At 68.2% G+C, this 17,348-nt stretch carries 16 protein-coding genes; 11 read left to right on the forward strand and 5 right to left on the reverse strand.

The window, feature by feature from the left end:
- The 5 genes from CHB84_RS18625 to CHB84_RS18645 all read right to left on the reverse strand — a co-directional run bounded on the left by CHB84_RS18625 (position 1) and on the right by CHB84_RS18645 (position 3,463).
- The gene (locus tag CHB84_RS18625; protein WP_141134735.1) at positions 1-1,038 is read right to left on the reverse strand and encodes an NmrA family NAD(P)-binding protein; all 1,038 of its coding nucleotides are present in this window, start codon (positions 1,036-1,038) and stop codon (positions 1-3) included.
- Entirely contained in the window at positions 968-1,312 is a 345-nt protein-coding gene (locus tag CHB84_RS18630; RefSeq protein ID WP_089302939.1) for a hypothetical protein, read from the reverse strand. Before CHB84_RS18630 ends, CHB84_RS18625 begins: the two co-directional genes overlap by 71 nt.
- Before the next feature lie 362 nt (positions 1,313-1,674).
- Complete coding sequence (locus CHB84_RS18635) at positions 1,675-1,917, reverse strand: acyl-CoA-like ligand-binding transcription factor (RefSeq protein ID WP_089302940.1); 243 nt, start codon at positions 1,915-1,917, stop codon at positions 1,675-1,677.
- Between the two features lie 374 nt (positions 1,918-2,291).
- Positions 2,292-2,630, reverse strand: coding sequence for a hypothetical protein (locus CHB84_RS18640; RefSeq protein WP_089302941.1), 339 nt, complete (start codon positions 2,628-2,630; stop codon positions 2,292-2,294).
- Positions 2,631-2,671: 41 nt separating this feature from the next.
- Positions 2,672-3,463: a coniferyl-alcohol dehydrogenase gene (locus CHB84_RS18645; protein ID WP_089302942.1), complete on the reverse strand. Its 792-nt coding sequence runs from the start codon at positions 3,461-3,463 to the stop codon at positions 2,672-2,674.
- A gap of 246 nt (positions 3,464-3,709) precedes the next feature.
- On the opposite strand from CHB84_RS18645, the gene CHB84_RS18650 reads away from it, so the two are divergent.
- From CHB84_RS18650 to CHB84_RS18700, 11 genes are all read left to right on the forward strand, one after another.
- Positions 3,710-4,516 carry an enoyl-CoA hydratase/isomerase family protein gene (locus CHB84_RS18650; RefSeq protein ID WP_089302943.1) on the forward strand — a complete coding sequence of 269 codons (807 nt, stop codon included), beginning with the start codon at positions 3,710-3,712 and terminating at the stop codon, positions 4,514-4,516.
- 50 nt (positions 4,517-4,566) lie between these two features.
- A complete protein-coding gene (locus CHB84_RS18655) occupies positions 4,567-6,201 on the forward strand; it encodes a class I adenylate-forming enzyme family protein (protein ID WP_089302944.1) in 1,635 nt (544 codons plus the stop codon).
- Between the two features lie 71 nt (positions 6,202-6,272).
- On the forward strand, positions 6,273-7,979 hold the full coding sequence (locus CHB84_RS18660; RefSeq protein WP_089302945.1) for an AMP-binding protein: 1,707 nt from the start codon (positions 6,273-6,275) through the stop codon (positions 7,977-7,979).
- Between the two features lie 79 nt (positions 7,980-8,058).
- On the forward strand, positions 8,059-9,312 hold the full coding sequence (locus CHB84_RS18665; RefSeq protein WP_089302946.1) for an enoyl-CoA hydratase-related protein: 1,254 nt from the start codon (positions 8,059-8,061) through the stop codon (positions 9,310-9,312).
- A 1-nt stretch (position 9,313) separates the two neighbouring features.
- Positions 9,314-10,474, forward strand: coding sequence for an acyl-CoA dehydrogenase family protein (locus CHB84_RS18670; protein ID WP_089302947.1), 1,161 nt, complete (start codon positions 9,314-9,316; stop codon positions 10,472-10,474).
- Positions 10,475-10,564: 90 nt separating this feature from the next.
- Positions 10,565-11,881 (forward strand): phytoene desaturase family protein, encoded by a 1,317-nt coding sequence (locus tag CHB84_RS18675; RefSeq protein ID WP_089302948.1) that lies wholly within the window; start codon positions 10,565-10,567, stop codon positions 11,879-11,881.
- A gap of 68 nt (positions 11,882-11,949) precedes the next feature.
- Positions 11,950-13,140: a phosphotransferase gene (locus CHB84_RS18680; RefSeq protein WP_089302949.1), complete on the forward strand. Its 1,191-nt coding sequence runs from the start codon at positions 11,950-11,952 to the stop codon at positions 13,138-13,140.
- A 120-nt stretch (positions 13,141-13,260) separates the two neighbouring features.
- Positions 13,261-14,241 carry an NAD(P)H-dependent flavin oxidoreductase gene (locus tag CHB84_RS18685; RefSeq protein WP_089302950.1) on the forward strand — a complete coding sequence of 327 codons (981 nt, stop codon included), beginning with the start codon at positions 13,261-13,263 and terminating at the stop codon, positions 14,239-14,241.
- Positions 14,242-14,325: 84 nt separating this feature from the next.
- Positions 14,326-15,357, forward strand: a complete 1,032-nt coding sequence (locus CHB84_RS18690) for an MBL fold metallo-hydrolase (protein ID WP_089302951.1) — start codon at positions 14,326-14,328, stop codon at positions 15,355-15,357.
- 214 nt (positions 15,358-15,571) lie between these two features.
- The gene (locus CHB84_RS18695) at positions 15,572-16,852 is read left to right on the forward strand and encodes an aromatic ring-hydroxylating oxygenase subunit alpha (RefSeq protein WP_089302952.1); all 1,281 of its coding nucleotides are present in this window, start codon (positions 15,572-15,574) and stop codon (positions 16,850-16,852) included.
- Positions 16,849-17,340, forward strand: coding sequence for an aromatic-ring-hydroxylating dioxygenase subunit beta (locus CHB84_RS18700; protein WP_089302953.1), 492 nt, complete (start codon positions 16,849-16,851; stop codon positions 17,338-17,340). Before CHB84_RS18695 ends, CHB84_RS18700 begins: the two co-directional genes overlap by 4 nt.
- Positions 17,341-17,348: the final 8 nt, after the last annotated feature.

A 17,348-nucleotide genomic window follows, 5' to 3' on the forward strand; every position in this document is an offset into this window, starting at 1 on the left:
TCAGCTAGGGAGTGCCGTGCTTTCGGGGAAGAAGGCTGACTTGTGCTCCTCGATCCAGTCGCGGAGCGTGCGCGGTTCGCGTCCGAGCAGATGCTGCAGGACGTCGGTGACGATGAACAGCGGCTCTTCTTTCTGCTCGTTCAGACAGAACTCCACGAAATAGTCGGTTGCGCCGGGGCCGAAGTGCATGTTGACGACCTCTTCGACGTCGTCCTTGAATGCCTGCGGGTCGTCCTCGTAGGTGATCTCGACGCCGAGTACCTCGGTGAGCATCGTCGCGACCTCTGAGAATCTGATCCGTTCCGTGCCGGTGACATGGTGCATGTATCCGTCGTGCTCGCGGTCGTGTGGCTCGAGTAGCAATCGCGCGGCCGCCTCGCCGAGGTCGCGGGTGTCCACGAACGTTGTACTCCGGTCGAACGGCGCCGAGAGGACTCGCCGGTTCAGGAGGGGAAGCAGCCAGACAGTGAGTAGGTCGTCCATGAAGTAGGCGAACGAGTTCAGGAAGCTGACCGGCAGGCCCGACGCGTTCAACACGGCCCGCGCCTGCTGGTACTGCAACGCTGGCCCTGGATACTCACGGAGCGAAGGCCGGAGTTCGTTGGCGTTGTTGATTCCGATCGTCACGCCGGTGAGCTTGACCAGGTGCGGTTGCGTACCTGCAGCATGCGCCGCGGCGCAAACGTTGATCATGGCGCGCTGCTCGTCGATCCTGAAGTCGGGCGTGATGAGGAACGCCGCGTCGACCCCGTCGAACGCGGCGACCAGGCTCTGGAGGTCCATGTAGTCGGCCTGCACGATCTCCGCCGACGGGTACCTCGCCTTCAGCTCACCGGCCTTGTCTACGGAACTGGTGGCTACCCTGAGTGCCACGTTACGATTGCTGCCGGCGATGGCGTCGGCAGCGAAGGCACCAACATGACCACTGGCGCCGAATACGAGCACACGGTGGGGGGCGGGACGGGCATTAGCGCTCATCGGGGCACACTCTCTCTCGGTCGTGGTGTCGGAGGATTCGAAGGCCGACCGTAGGGCCACGGTCGGGACCGGACAAGGACAAAGCGTGGGTGGTCGAGACGATCAAGGGGAACCAGCACAGCTTGAGCGTCAGAAAGAGCTGATCGTGCACCCTGTCCCAGTAACCGATGGGATGGCGCGCCGCCGACCACACGGTCTTGGCGCTGAAGGTCGCCATCACACCGGCCTCGACGAGCGGCACGGCGATCATGCGGAGCCGCTGGCTCGCGCGCTGGCGCTCAGGAGACAGCGCCCGCTCGTTGGCGCGCTTCTCCCCGACCTCAGGGGACGACATGATACGGGCTCTCCCACTCGCTGCGCACCGTTCACCGCTCCATTCCTGGTCATCGCCAATTCTGCGCCGGACGCAAGCGAGGCACGTGGCGCCCCGTCGCGCCACGTGCCACACTGGATCGCGCTTGAGGTTGCTTAATTTAACATATCATAAATGATGGCACAACCTCGTCAAGGTCGGGTGACGCACGGGCCGGCAACTCGCCCACAGTTCAGTCCAGAGGTGAGTGCAACCGGAGGCGCGCACTCCTCTCTTGTCCGCTTAAAGATTAAAATTTACTTTCGATATTATATTCTCGAGGGAACAGTTCTCTTCGACCTGCGGGCCATCAGGGCACGTAGTACCCGCACGTCGGCCCGGCGTCACGCCAAGTCGTTGAAGCGGCTGGCGAGCGTCGCCAGCGCGGCGTCGAGGATGTCGGTCAGCTCCGCGTCGCTATGGGTAAGCCAGTGCTCGTATGCGGCGATGCAGACGCCGAGAGCCGTGTGGCTGGTGGTGCGCGGGATGAGCGCGTCGGTGTCGAGGGCGAGCCGGCCGGCGACGACGGCGCGCACCGCGGCCATGATCGGCTGCTCGACGGGGCACCGTGCGAGCTGTTCCCGCATGGTGTCGAGTTGCTCGGTGAAGCTGCCCCCAGACGCTGTCGTTCTGGGAGGTTCTAGGGGCCGAAACCGGTGCCGGTCAGGGCGGCTCGCCCAACCGCAAATGCATGTTCATGCCCTGGCGGCAACACGCCGTGACGCCGCTCGTGGCGCAACAGGGTGAAACCCTGTTGCTTCCGAGCTGCAGAAGCCTCCAACGTAACTGTTGTGCCTGGTAGCGGGCAGGTCAACACCGTCGCACAGCCTGTAAACCGTAGGGGTTCGAGCCCCCTTGTCGGCTCAGGGTGTGATCCTCCGGTGGCAGGCTCGAGCCCTTCCGTACTCAGCCCCTCGAAGGCTGCGGGGCCACCACGCCGGAGACACCGCTGTCGTCGGGATCAGCGAAGTCCCGTCGCCGTGTTGGTCACGACAGCGGCGTCGGCTTCGCCGACACTACTGTCGGGGATGGTCGACGTCGCGGCGATCCAGACGCCGGCGTCAGGATGAACCCACGTCAGCAGTTCGGCGGCGGCAACGAGGTCGTCTCGTCCTTCTTCTGCCGGGCCGACGACAGCCGGGCATACATCGCCGCACTGGTCATGCTGCGCTCGTCCATCCTGACCGGCTCGCCCGGTACGGACCCGCCGCTGCGGCACCAGTATGGCGTAGCTCAGCGACAAGTCCGTGGCAGCGTGGCGGTCGAGGACGCACTCGGTCTCGACCACCCGCTCGATCACTGGCGAGGGCGCTTTCCGTGGGCCCCGCCCCAAAATCAGGGTCAGAGCTCGGGTGGCGGCACGAGACCGGTCAGTACGGCTCCGGTGATACCCCCGTCGACCACGAGGGGATGCCCGTTGATCCAGCGCGATTCCGGGCTCGCCAGGAAGGCGGCCGCCGGAGCGATGTCGTCGGGTTCGGCGTGCCGCCCGAGCAGGAACTTGACCCCGTCGAGCGTGTCCTTGCCCATGGACGTCTCGAAATCCGGCAGGATCGGGGTGTTCACCGGGCCCGGCAGCACGGCATTCATGCGCAGTCCCTCCGCGGCGAGTCCGGTACCCATCGCCATCGTGTAGACGGTCACGGCTTCCTTGGCGAAGTTGTACGCGTTGCCGTCGTGCGGGTTGTCGCGATACCACTGCAGTCCCGCGTGGAACGAGTCGGTGGTGATGAGGTCGCGATGCTGTCCGAGTCGTTCGGACCACTGGAAACCGGCCGTGGACGAGACGTTGACGATCGCACCCCCGGTGTTGAAGCGGCCGAACAGCGACTCGGTGAGGTGCCGCAGGCCCAGGAAGTTGACCTTGAATACGAGCTCGGCGGGCGCGGTGCCCGGTACCCCGGCGACGTTGATCAGTGCGTCCCAGCCGCCACCGAGCTCGTGCACGCAGGTGTCGATGCTGTCCGGGTCTGCGAGGTCGACCGTGAGGTGGCGCTGGACGCTCGCGGAGGGCTCGTTCCGGTCGAGGCTGGTGACTTCGGCCCCGCCCTTCAACAGTTGCTCCGCCACGGCATGCCCGATACCGGATGCCGCACCTGTCACGATGCACCTGAGGTCGTTCACGCTCGTCATCGGGGTTCCTTTCGGGGCTTCGACCGGGGCCACAGCCGACCCGGCGGCGCGGCACTCGATACATTATTTAACAGAGAATATAATTGGACATCGCGACGGATCGCAAGTGGGGTAGCGGAGTCCTGTATACGCTGGTGTTTGTCGATCCGGGTTGCCGGCGTTCGTTGACGTCGCCTGTTGCATAATCTACATTTGATTCAATCAAGGCGCTGTGCGGGCGGCGTACGGACAGGATGTGGGGCGCGGATGCGAACGATCGACGACGGGCCGTTGCTGGTGAGTGAGCCTGCGGAGCAGGTCCTCGAGATCACTCTGAACCGCCCGGAGCAGTTGAACGCCCTCACACCCGGGCTCCTCGACCGGCTCGACGAGGTGCTCGATGCAGCCGAACGCGACGGCGATGTGCGTGCCGTGGTGCTCACCGGCGCGGGTCGCGCCTTCTGCGCGGGTTTCGATCTCACCGAGCTGGAAGCCACCTGGTCGATGGGCGTACCCGAGCTGCTGGCCAACCAGGAACGCTGGGCAGCGACCGCGCAACGTCTTGTCGACCTGCCGTTGCCGGTGATCGCGGCGGTACACGGTCCGGCCGTCGGTGCCGGGATGTCCCTCGCCCTGGCGGCCGACCTCCGGATCGGTACCACGAATGCCTCGTTCGCCGCGGCGTTCGTGCGCGTCGGCCTCGCCGGAGCCGATCTCGGGTTGTCGTGGACCCTGCCGCGGACTGTCGGTATGGGCGTTGCCGCGGAGCTCATGCTCACGGGCAGGTCCGTGGACGGGGACGAGGCCCACCGGCTCGGGCTGGTCAACCGGCTCTGCGCCGACGCGGAGTCGAGCTCGGCTGCGCTGCAGCTCGCGGGCGAGGTGGCAGCCAACAGCCCGTTCGGGGTGCGCCTGACGAAGCGGTCCCTGCATGCGGGTATCGACGCGCCGTCCTTCGCCGCCGCGGTCGGAATCGAGAACCGCAACCAGGTACTGGCCTCCCGGACCGAGGACATGCCGGTGGCGTTGCGGGCGCTTCGCGACGGCAGTACCGCCCGGTTCAGCAACCGGTGACCGCGTGCCGTGGGACTCCGGTACCCGCAGTGTCCAGGGAGGTCGCAACGATGACCGCAGTTTCCGATCCCGGCTCGCGCATCCGCGAATCGCTGTGGCCGCGTGACGAGAGCGTCCCGCTGGTCGAGCACACGGTGGGGTCGCTGCTCGCCCAGCGTGCCGGCGAGCAGCCGGATGCACCGGCGCTGGTCGGCAACGCGCACGGCACCGGCCGGGAGCGGCGGTTGAGCTACGGTCAGCTGTACGGCGAGGCACAGCAGGTGGCGCGCGCGTTGCTCGGCATCGCCGACCCCGGCGAGTTCGTCGCCCTGTGGGCACCGAACATCGTCGAGTGGCCCATCGTCCAGTACGGGGCCGCGCTGGCGGGGATGACGCTCGTCGCGTTGAACCCCGTGCTGCGCGAGCACGAGCTCCGCTTCGCGCTCGGCCATTCGGGTGCCGCGGTGCTGATCCATGCCGACCGGAGCCGCGACTACGACCTCGCCGCCGCCGTCAGGTCGGTGCGCGCGGACTGCCCGCACCTGCGGACCGTGATCAGCCTGTCCGAATGGGACACATGGTTGGCCTCCGGCGCCGGTAGCGAACCGCTCCCGCGGCCCGAGCCGGGATCGGTGGCGATGTTGCAGTACACCTCGGGCACCACCGGTACCCCCAAGGGTGTCGTGTTGCGACACCGGTCGCTGGTCAACGTCGCGAAGCTGACCATGGAGGGCGCAGAGGTGGAGCGGGGGATGATCGGTCTGAACCCGCTGCCGATGTTCCACACTGCCGCGTGCGTGATCGGCACGCTGGGCCCGCTGTGGCTCGGCGGGTGCACCGTGCTCGTCGAGCAGTTCGAACCGGAGGCGGCGCTGGCACAGATCGGCAGGGAAGGTGCCGACGTGCTGTTCTACGTGCCCACGGTACTGGGGGCGCTACTGGAGGCCGCGCGCAACGCCACCGGCCGGGTGCCGCGGCTGCGTACCGCGATGGGTGGTGCCGCGGCCGTGCCACGAACCATGATCGAGAGCGCGGAGACGCGCTTCGGGGCGGCGGTGCACAACCTGTTCGGGCAGACCGAGCTCGCCCCCGTGCTTGCCATGACGCGCCGCGACGACTCGCGCGACGATCTGGTGAGCACGGTGGGGCGCCCGCTGCCGCAGGTGGACTGCAAGATCGTCGACACAAGCACGGGGGAGATCCAGCCGCTCGGTCAGCCGGGGGAGATCTGCGCCCGCGGTTACCAGCAGCTCGTCGAGTACCTGCACGCGCCCGACGAGACCGCACGGACCGTGGACGGTGACGGGTGGGTACACACCGGGGACCTCGGGTCGATGGACGCACGCGGCATGATCACGCTGACCGGCCGGCTCAAGGACCTCATCATCCGTGGTGGGGAGAACATCGCACCTGCCGAGATCGAGTCGTGCCTTGCCGAGCACGACGCGGTACGGGAGGTCGCGGTGTTCGGCCTCACCGACGAGCGCTGGGGCGAGATCGTCGCCGCCGCCGTCCGGGTGCGCGGCGAGCGTCGGACCGGGCTCCGCGCGGAGCTGGAAGCGCATTGCCGCGAGCGGCTCGCGCCGTACAAGGTTCCGCAACGTTGGTTCGCCGTGGACGAACTGCCCGTGACCCCGACCGGGAAGGTGCAGAAGTTCCGGCTGACCGACGCCGTCGACCAGGACAACCTCACGCCGCTCGAGTAACGGTGCGCCGTCGGCGGGACCGACGGAGCGCGGCAGGTACAGCCACAGACACCGAGATCGCAGGAGGGACCGTGCCGACCGAGATCGAGCAGCGACGCGAGCGCCTCCGGGAGCGCTTCGACGAATGGACGCCGCGCACCCTCGACGCGTGGCTGGAGCACTGTGCGGCGCAATACCCTCAGCGGCCCTTCGTGATCACCGACGAGCGGACGCTCACCTACGAGGAGGTGACACGTTGGGCGGCGCGACTGGCCGACGGCCTGGCCGCGCTCGGGGTGCGTCGCGGTGACCACGTCGGGATGCTGATGGCCAACCACCCCGAGTTCGTGCCGCTGAAGTTCGCCATCGCCAGGGCCGGAGCCGTCGCCGTCCCGTTCAACTACCTCTACCGCACCGGCGAGCTCGGCTACGTGCTCGCGCAGTCGGAATGCTCCGTGCTGGTGACCATGACGGAGTACGGCGGCCTCGACTACCCCGGCATGCTGGACGAGATCGCCCCGGCATGGCGGCAGGGCGCGCCTGCCGAGCTACCGGACCTGGCACACGTCGTCGTGCTGCCCACCGGCGGCAGCGCTCCGGAAGGAGTGCGCACGGTCGAGGATCTGGCGGCGCTCGGCGACGGTGATCCCGGCGCCTCGGACGGGTCCCGGGCACAGCCGGAGGATGTGGGAGACATGCTCTACACCTCGGGGACTACCGGCTCCCCGAAGGGCGTGCTCGTCACCCACGACGCGGTGCTGCGTACCGCCTACGCGTCGGCGCTGACCCGTGCGTTCGAGGACGGCAGGCGGATCCTGTTCTCGCTGCCCTGCTACCACATGTTCGGCTACGTCGAGGGTCTGCTCGCCGCGATGACCGTCGGGGGAGCGATCGTCCCGCAGACCGAGTTCGACCCGGTCGGCTACTTCGCCGGTATCCAGCGGCACCGCGCGACGGACATCCTGTGCGTGCCGACGATGAGCGTTGCGCTACTGGAACACCCCGACCGCTCGGCCTACGATCTGTCGTCGCTGTCGGCGATCCTGTCCGGCGCGGCACCGGCGCCGGTGTGGCTGTGGGAGCAGGTACGTGCCGAGCTGGGCGTCACCGAGATCGTGACCGGGTACGGCATGACCGAGTGCGGCGGCGCGATGACGCTGACGCTGCCGGAGGACGAGCTGTCGCTGACCTCGCAGACCGTCGGCAGGCCCAAGCTCGCCGGAGCGGCGGGACTGCCGGGAAGCGACGCGCTGGCGGAGTACAGGACGGTGGATCCGGAAACCGGTGCCGACCTGCCACCCCACACCGAAGGCGAGCTCGTCTCGCGGGGACCGACCCACATGCTCGGCTTCTGGCGCAAGCCGGAGGACACCGCGGCCGCCATCGACGCCGGATGGGTCCGGTCCGGGGATCTCGGGCGCGTGCGCGAGGACGGCTACCTCGAGATCACCGGCCGCAGCAAGGAGCTCTACAAGAGCGGTGGCGAGCTGGTCATGCCCAGGGAAATCGAGGACCTGCTCAGCACGCATCCAGGGGTGAGCCAGGCGTACGCGGTCGGCGTGCCCGACGAGCGCTGGGGCGAGGCCGGGTGCGTTTGCGTAGTGCCGGCCCCCGACGCTCGCCTCTCGGCCGACGAGGTGCTCGAGCTCTGCCGGGAGAAGCTCGCCCGGTTCAAGGTGCCCAAGCACGTGCTGTTCCTGGCCGCCGACGAGCTACCGACGACCCCCACGGGCAAGGTCCAGAAGTTCCGGCTCGCGCGCTGGGCAGGCGACCGGGTTGGCGGAACGACCGGCGAGTGACGGGCCCCGCGACCGGAGTTTGACACGGTGCCAATACTTTATTTATGTTATATTATAATATGGCGGAGGCGATAACGTGATGCGAGACGAGACGGGCGGGGACGCGGTGGATTCCGCACCGGAACACGACCGGCCGGTCGACAAGGACCGTGCGGTGGCGATCGCCTCCGGGCTCTACGATGCCCTGTCGCGGGGCGCCTCGGCCGAGCTCGACGAGCTGTTGCACCCTGACTTCACCGGATGCACGACCGACGGCCTTCCGCTGGAACTCGGTGGCCGGTACGAGGGCCCCGAGGCCATGCGCCGCGAGTTCTGGGGCCGCATCGCGGCGCACTATGTCGCCACTGCCGAACCGGACGACTTCGCCCTTCTCGACGACGGCAGGCTGCTGGTGACCGGCCGCTACACCGGGCACGCGCGCAACGGTGGAACTCTGGACGCCGGTTTCGCGCACGTGCTGAGCTTCGTAGGAGGCCGGATCTCCGACCTGGTGCAGCTCACCGACAGCGAGCGTTGGCGGAGCGCGTTGCCGGAGCAGGACGACTGCGCGCCGGCCGTCGACTACACGGTCAGCGACGGGCTCGGCATCGTCCGGCTGAACCGGCCGGACGTGCGCAACGCCATCGACCAGCGACTGGCCGACGAGCTCGCCGAGGTCTCGCGGCGATGCGCTGCCGACAGCGAGCTCCGTGCGGTGCTGCTGATGGGCAACGGTCCGGCGTTCACGGTCGGTGGTGATATCGCCGAGTTCGCACGCGTGCAGCCGGAGGAGCTCCCGGGACTGCTCAGGGCCATGGTCACGCCGTACCACGACGCCATCAGGACGTTCTGCTCGCTGGAGGTGCCGGTCGTGACGGCCGTACACGGCTCCGTCGGGGGTGGCGGCCTGGGTCTGCTGTACTGCGCGGACATCGCGCTCGCCGCGGAGGGCACCAAGTTCGCGACCGGCTTCTGCGGGCTGGGGTTGTCCGGCGACGGCGGGAGCTCGTGGTTCCTGCCTCGGCTCGTGGGGCCACGTCGTGCCGCCGAGCTCTACTTCGAAGAGCGGGTGCTGGACGCCCGCGAGTCCGTGGAATGGGGCCTTGTCAACCGCACTGTCGCGGCGGATGGCCTCGAGCGCGAGGCGATGTCCACGGCGCGCCGGTTGGCGCGGGGTCCGACGCGCGCGTACGGGCAGATCCGCCAACTGCTGTGGAACTCCTGGTCGTCGAGCCTGCCCCACCAGCTCGCCGCCGAGATCGAGGCGCTGGCCCGCACCGGAGGGACCGAGGACGCCGCCGGGGCGGCTCGCAGCTTCATCCACAAATCCACGACCTCGTTCCAAGGACGGTGACATGACGGGACTCATCACCGACAGCGACGAGCACCGGCTCGTGCGGGAAAGCGTCGCCACCATCGCCGACAAGTACGGTCACGAGTACTACGCCGAGCGCTCGCGCACCGGCGAACACATCGGCGAGCTGTGGCAGGAGCTGGGTGACGCCGGCCTGCTCGGCGTGCACCTACCGGAGGAGTACGGGGGCGGCGGTGCGGGGCTGTCCGAGTTCGTGATCGTGGTGGAGGAGCTGGCCGCGCACGGAGTGCCGTTGCTTGTCGCGGTCATCTCCCCCGCGATCTGCGGCTCGATCCTCACCGCACACGCCTCGGCCGAGATGAAGAGCCGGTGGTTACCGGACATCGCCTCGGGCGGCAGGAAGATGGCGTTCGCCCTGACCGAGCCGGATGCCGGGTCGAACAGCCACAACGTCAGCACCACCGCCCGCTGGAACGGCACGGGATGGACTCTTTCCGGCGGGAAGTACTACATCTCGGCGGCGAACGAGTGCGCTGCCCTGCTTGTGGCGGCACGCAACGACGAGCAGGCCGCCGGCGAGCAGGCCGGAATGTCGCTTTTCGTGGTTCCCACCGATGCCGAGGGACTGACGCTGCAGCCGATAGAGACGGCGCTCGTCGCTCCGGACAAGCAGTTCACCGTGTTCCTGGACGACGTCGAGGTCCCCGCCGACGCCCTGATCGGCGATCCGGGCAACGGCCTACGCCAACTGTTCGCCGGTCTCAACCCGGAGCGGGTGCTGGCCGCCGCGCTGTGCAACGGGGTCGGGAGGTACGCGACAGGCAAGGCGAGCACCTACGCCTGCGAGCGGCAGGTCTGGTCGACCCCGATCGGGGCGCACCAGGGCATCGCCCACCCGCTGGCTGCCTCCTATATCGACGTCGAGACGGCCCGCCTCGCCACGGCGCACGCGGCACAGCTGTACGACAGCGGCCGCAACGCGGCCGAGGCGTCCAACATCGCGAAGTACGTGGCAGCCGAGGCAGCGCTGCGTGCGCTGGATCAGGCTATCCAGACGCACGGCGGTAACGGTCTCGCGCTGGAGTACGGCCTCGCCGACCTGTGGTTCGTGACCAGGCTCATGCGGACCGCACCGGTGAGCAGGGAGATGATCCTGAACTTCGTCGCCCGGCACAGCCTGGGGCTTCCGGAGTCGTACTGACGGCTCGTCGGTGCGGGTCCGGCGGCCGATCGGCGCGGCAGCCGGATCGGTCCGAGCGCGGAGACCATTGCGAGGAAAGGTGAGGAAGAGATGACCGGCACCGAAGGGAATTTCGACGCGATCGTCGTCGGCGCGGGCGCGGGCGGGCTGTTCACGGCCGCACGGCTGACCCACCAGGGATACCGGACCCTCGTCGTGGAGCGCCGCGACCGTGTCGGCGGACGTGCCTCCACAGTGGATATCGACGGCTTCAAGGTCAACAACGGCGCGATCGTCATCGAGGTCGATGGCATCACACAGCAGACCTTCGAGGAGGTCGGGGCGAAGTTCGACATCCGGCGCCCCGACCCGCCGATCCTCTACCGCATCGGTGGGAAGGACGTGGATGTCTCCGGCGGAGGGTGGGGCTACCTGCTGTCGAAGCTGACGAAGCAGGGCGCGAAGCTGATCAACGGGCTCGGCGCGGCCCGGGACGACAGCGGCCTGCCCGAGGAGCAGCTGTCCACGGCGGAGTGGGTGGCGAAGTACACCAAGAACGAGTCGGTGCACGGCATCTTCCACAACATGTGCGGTTCCGTCTTCGCCGTGGGCTCGGAGGAGCTACCCGCCAAGGTGTTCCTGACCTACTTCACGCGTAAGAGCGCGTTCAAGAAGTTCGGCTTCTGCCCGGAGGGCACGATCGGCATCTGGCGGGCGCTCGCCGACGTGATCACGGCCGGGGGTGGCGAGGTCTGGCTGTCCAGCGAGGTGCGTTCGCTGACGGTTGCCGACGGCATGGTGACCGGCGCGCGCATCGACAGGGGCGGGGAGGTCACCGACGTCCCGGCACGCTTCGTGGTGAGCGACGCCGGACCGGCGGCGACGGTGCGCCTTGTCGGCGAGGACAACCTTCCCGCGGATTACCGGGACTCCGTGCGCCGTGCCGACCGGCCCAGCGCGATGCTGACCGTCAACGTCGCCAGCAGGCGCAAGCTGCTCGATGCGCCCGGCATGCTGAGTTTCGCCAAGACGCGCAGGCTGTGCTACGTCGCGAACTTCACCGAGACGTGTCCCGAGATGGCTCCCGAGGGATGGCACCTCTACGCCGGGACCTCGGTGCCGAAACCGGCGGTCGGGGACTTCGACGAGGAGGCCGAGAAGGAGTACCTGATGTCGGACCTGCGCGAGCAGATTCACGGGTTCGACGAGGCCGAGATCCTGTCGACCGAGATCACACGTGACGACTGGCCGCCACAACGTGCGGTGGCGGGGTTCGACCTGCCCAACACGACTCCGATACCGAACCTGTGGAACGTCGGTGACGGTGTCAAGGAGTACGGCAACGGCGGGACGACCGCGTGCGCCGAGACAGCGAAACTGGTCGTCGACCAGATCACGGAGCGGCACCCGGCAGGCAGCGCGCGCTGAGCAGGTGCGCGAGCGCCGGCCGAACCGATCGAACACAACGGACCGTCAACGAACCGGAGGAGAACCACGTGGCGACGACGGACACCATCACCGCGGCGGGCTCTGCCGTGCGCGTGGCCGCGAAGGTGCTGCGCGACAAGGCCAGGCCCGGTGCCCTGAGTGCGAAACCGGGTGCGGTCCCACCGTCGGCGGAGAGCATCACGCCGGACTGGCTCACCGCCGTGCTGTGCCACGACGTTCCCGGCGCGGAGGTGGTGGAGGTCCGGGTCACCGGCGGTGACGACGGGACGAGCTCGCGACGTCGGCTGTCGATTGTGTACAACGAAGCCGGGGTGGCTGCCGGCCTTCCGGAAACCGTGTTCACCAAGTCCACGGCGACGTTCGCGTCACGGATGCTGCTGGGCCTCACCGAGATCGTCGAGGGCGAGACGCTGTTCTACACCCGTGCGCGACCGGGGTTGCGGCTGCGCAGCCCCCGTGCGTACTACGCAGGCTACGACCCGATGTCGTACCGCTCACTGGTCGTCCTGGACGACCTGAGCGCCATGGGATGGACCTTCCCCGATCCCATGCTCAATCCCGTGACCCGCCACGATGCCGAGGACATGGTGCGTGAGCTGGCTACGTACCACGCTGCCTTCTGGGAAAGCCCGCGGCTGTCGGCGGACTTGGGGAAGCTGCGCGGTACCTACGAATGGCAGGACAACCTCAACCGCAGGGTGGGATTCGCCAGGCGTACCCGCGTCGGGTTCCGGCGGGCCATGGATGTGCTGCCGCCCGAGTTGCGGGCCAGAGGTGCCGAGGTCTTTCCCGGCTTCATGCGCTCGCTCGAGTTGCACCGCCGGGGTCCTCGCACGCTACTGCACCAGGACGTGCACCTCGGTAACTGGCTCCGCGACGCGGACGGCGGTATGGGGTTGTACGACTGGCAATGCGTCGCGCAGGGACACTGGGCGCTCGACTACTCCTACGCCCTCGCGTGCGGGTTGGCGCCCGAGGACCGGCGAGCATGGGAGGAGGAGCTGCTGGAGCTGTATCTGGAACAGCTGAAGGCGTCCGGCGTCGCGGAGCCCCCCACGTTCGACGAGGCGTGGCTCGCCTACCGCCAGCAACCGCTGCACGGGCTCGTGTTCGGCCTGTTCACGCTCGGTGGCAGCCGGATCGAGCCGGAGCTGCAGCCACGGGACTACACGCTGTTCGCCATCGAACGGATCGCGCGCTTCGTGGCCGACGCGGGCACGCTCGATGCGATCGATTGAGGCCGCACGCGGGGCGGTTGGCGGCCCGGGTGTCGCCGGGCCGGGGAGCCGGGCACCGGATGTGGCCGGAGCGCCGGCCTGCCGACCGAATGACCGTACGGCGAGGAGGGACACGGCGCCATGATGACGACGCGATTCTGTACCGAGTTCGGTGTGGACTATCCGATCGTCCAGGGAGGAATGCAGGGAGTCGGGCGTGCGGAGCTCGTCTCCGCGGTGGCCAACGCCGGCGCGCTCGGGTTCCTGACGGCACTGACGCAACCCACGCCGGAGGAGCTCACCCGCGAGATCGCGCGGTGCCGTGAGCTGACCGACCGGCCGTTCGGGGTCAACCTGACGATCCTGCCCACCATCGATCCCCCACCGTATGCCGAGTACCGGGACGCGATCATCTCCTCGGGTGTATCGGTCGTGGAGACGGCAGGGTTCAACCCTGCCGAGCACGTCCCCGCGTTTCGTGCCGCAGGTGTGAAGGTACTGCACAAGTGCACGAGTGTCCGGCACGCGGTGAAGGCTCAGGAACTGGGAGTCGACGGCGTCAGCATCGACGGGTTCGAGTGCGCGGGCCACCCGGGCGAGGACGACATCCCCGGGCTCGTGCTGATCCCGGCCGCCGCCGAGCGGGTCGGCATCCCGATGATCGCTTCGGGAGGGTTCGCCGACTCGCGGGGCCTGGTCGCCGCGCTGGCGCTCGGTGCGGACGGCATCAACATGGGGACGCGCTTCCTCGCGACGGTCGAGGCCCCTGTGCACCAGGCGGTCAAGGAGCGGTTGGTAGAGGCGAGCGAGCGCGAGACCGACCTCATCTTCCGGCCTCTGCGGAACACGGCGCGTGTGGCGCGCAACTCGGTGAGCCGGAAGGTTGTGGAGGTCCTGGACGAGGGTGGCGCCTTCGAGGACGTCCGGGAGCTGGTAGCGGGTTCGCGGGGACGGGAGGTCTTCGAGACCGGCGACCTCGAACGCGGTGTGTGGAGCGCGGGCCTGGCCCAGGGCCTCATCCACGACATCCCGCGGGTGGGCGAGCTGGTCCGGCGGATCGTCGCCGGCGCGGAAGACATCGTCCACGACCGGCTCGGCGCCCTGCTCACCGGCGAGAGCTGAGGCGCCGTTGCCACGCCATGTGTGTCACGCCGACGCCGCAACGACCCGACCGCGTGGTCGGTCGGGTCGGCAGGGAGACCGGTGATGTCGATTCCGTACGCCCAACCGCGGGACTGGACCGAGCCCGGCGCGCACCCTGTGGTGCCGGGTGTCCACCGGATCCCGATCGGCCTGCCGTTCGAAGGTCCGGCCGCGGTCAACTGCTATGTGCTGGAAGGGCCGCACGGGCTCGTACTGATCGATCCGGGGTGGGCCACATCGCGGACACAGGCGACGGTCGACCAGGGGCTCCGGCAGCTCGGCTACCGGCTCGCCGATGTCGCGGTCTGTGTCGCCACGCACCATCACTGGGATCACTACACGCAGGCGTACCGGTGGCGCACCACGCTCGGCACCGCCCTCTACACCGGGTACGGCGAACGGCACAGCATCGGCGAGTTCGGGCTCGAGCGGAGCCGCTTCCCGCATCACATCGATCTCCTGGTGCGGTGCGGCGCTCCGGATCTGGCACGACAGGTAGCGAACCAGGCTTTCGCGGAGTACGAACGCAGTGTGCCGTACGGCCCTCCGGACGGCTGGCTGCATCCCGGGGAGCGTATCCCCGTCGATGGCGGTGAGCTGGAGGTGGTCGGGGCACCGGGCCACACCCGAGGGCACATCACGTTGCGGCACACCGCAAGGGATGTGCTGTTCTCCGGCGACCACATCCTGCCGCGGATCACGCCGTCGCTCGGGTTCGAGTGGGCACCGGAACCGCAGCCGCTGCGCTCGTTCCTGGAGTCGCTCACCGCGGCGCTCGCGGTGCCGGACACCGTGCTGCTCCCGGCGCACGGACCCGTGCTCGACAGTACCCACGCCCGGGTACGCGAGCTGCTGCAGCACCACGAGGAGCGGCTGGAGCTGGTGTGCCGCCAGATCCGCCGTGGCGGTGGGACCGCCTACGACGTTGCGCGTGCCGTGCCGTGGACACGGCACGAGTGCGCACTCGACGAGCTGGAGCTCGATCACCAGATGCTCGCCGTGACCGAGACCGGTGCGCACCTGGAGGTGCTGCGGCTGCGCGGCGCGGTGGACGTACGTGTCGAGGACGCGGTACGGCGTTACATCCCCGGCTAGCCACGTTGTGTGAGGCCGCCTGCCTGCTGAGGGGTGCGTCACGTACCTCGACGGTGCCTTGTTCCGAGCACGGTGGAAAAGTTAATCTATTACTGATTAAATAAGAAGACGCACGTTCGACCATGCAGCGTTGCGCCTCGACCGTGCCGGCGCCGCGCGACGGCAACCGACCGAGAACGGGATGGCGACCAGCCCGCCAGGGAGAAGGACCACGATGACCACCACGGTGCCCGATTCGGCCCGGGCGACCTCCCGGCCGGACTACGCGGCTCTGATCGAACCGAGCCGGGTGCACGGCTCGCTGTACACCGACCCACGGGTATTCGCCGACGAGCTCGAACGGATCTGGTACCGAAGTTGGGTGTTCGTCGGCCACGAGAGCGAGGTCCCCGAGTCCGGCGACTACGTGCGCAAGAGCATCGGGCCGCAGGACATCATCATGACCAGGGGGCGAGACGGCGACGTGCACCTGGTGTTCAACCGATGCGCGCACCGCGGGAACCTGGTTTGCGAGGACGCCCGTGGCAATGCGAACGCGTTCCGCTGCCCCTATCACGGCTGGACCTACCGCAACACCGGCGAGCTGCTCGGTTACCCGTACAACAAGGGCTACGGCGGCAAGGGCAACCTCGACCTGTCCCTGGGCAGGGTGCCGCGCGTCGACTCCTACCGCGGCTTCGTCTTCGCCAGCCTGGCCGAGGACGGGCCGACGCTGGCGGAACACCTGGGTGCCGCTGCCGGTGAGATCGACAGGCTGGCGCGGTTGTCGCCCGAAGGCAGGATCGACCTCGGCGCGGGCTGGTTGCAGCATCGCACCCGCGCCAACTGGAAGCTGCTTGCCGAGAACGAGACGGACGGGTACCACCCGCAGTTCGTGCACAGTTCGATCTTCAGCGTTACGGGCAGCCCCATCGGGCCGCTCTACAGCGACAACTCGACAGCCGTCACGCGCGACCTGGGTAACGGCCACAGTGAGAACGATCTGCGACCCGAGTTTCGCCGGCAGGGTGAGCCGATGCGGTGGTTCGGTACCAGCGAGTCACGGGTACCGAACTACGTGGCGCGCATGCGTGAAGTGTACGGCGACGCGGCAGACGACATTCTCACCGAGGGTGCGCCGCACGTCATGATCTTCCCGAACCTGTTCATCGCGGAGATCCAGGTATTCGTCATCCAGCCGCTCTCGGTCGACGAGTGCGTGCAGCACTCGACGGCGGTCCAGCTCGGCGGCGCGGAAGAGCTGAACTCGCGCATGGTCTCCCAGAGTATCGGCTCTGTCGGCCCTGCGGGCATGCTGCTTGCCGACGACACCGAGATGTACGAGCGCAACCAGCGCGGTCTCGAGATGAGGCAGCCGGAATGGCTCGACGTCCGCCGCGGGATGCACCGTGAGGCTCTCGACGAGGACGGGTACCGGACCGGTGCGGCGACCGACGAGACGGGCATACGCGGGTTCTGGTCGCACTACCGGCGCCTCATGGAGGTGGACACGTGACCGCAGTGACCGACAGCCCGCTCACCCTGCGCCAGGTCGAGGAGTTCCTCTACCGCGAGGCGCGGTACGCCGACGAGCACGACTACGACGCGTGGGAGGCGCTGTGGACAGATGACGCTCTCTACTGGGTTCCGGCGGGCGATGCCACGAGCGATCCCGCCACGTCGATGTCGATCATCCACGACAACCGGAACCGCATCTCCACCCGGCTGAACCAGCTCCGCACCGGCAAGCGGTACTCGCAGTCGCCGCCGTCCAACCTTCGCCGCATCCTGTCCAACATCGAGATCCTCGGGGTCGCGGGCGGCGACACCGAGGTCGGCGCGAACTTCGTGCTCGTCGAGTCCACATCGCGCGGGATGGAGACCTGGGCGGGTCGCACCACGTACAGGTTGCGGGTGGTCGACGGCGAGGTCCGGCTGGCGTACAAGAAGGTCCTCCTGGTCAACCGGGACCAGCCGATTCGCACGATGGCCTTCCTCATCTGAGACCCGGA

This window comes from Haloechinothrix alba (assembly GCF_900188115.1).
Taxonomy (GTDB): Bacteria; Actinomycetota; Actinomycetes; order Mycobacteriales; family Pseudonocardiaceae; genus Haloechinothrix; species Haloechinothrix alba.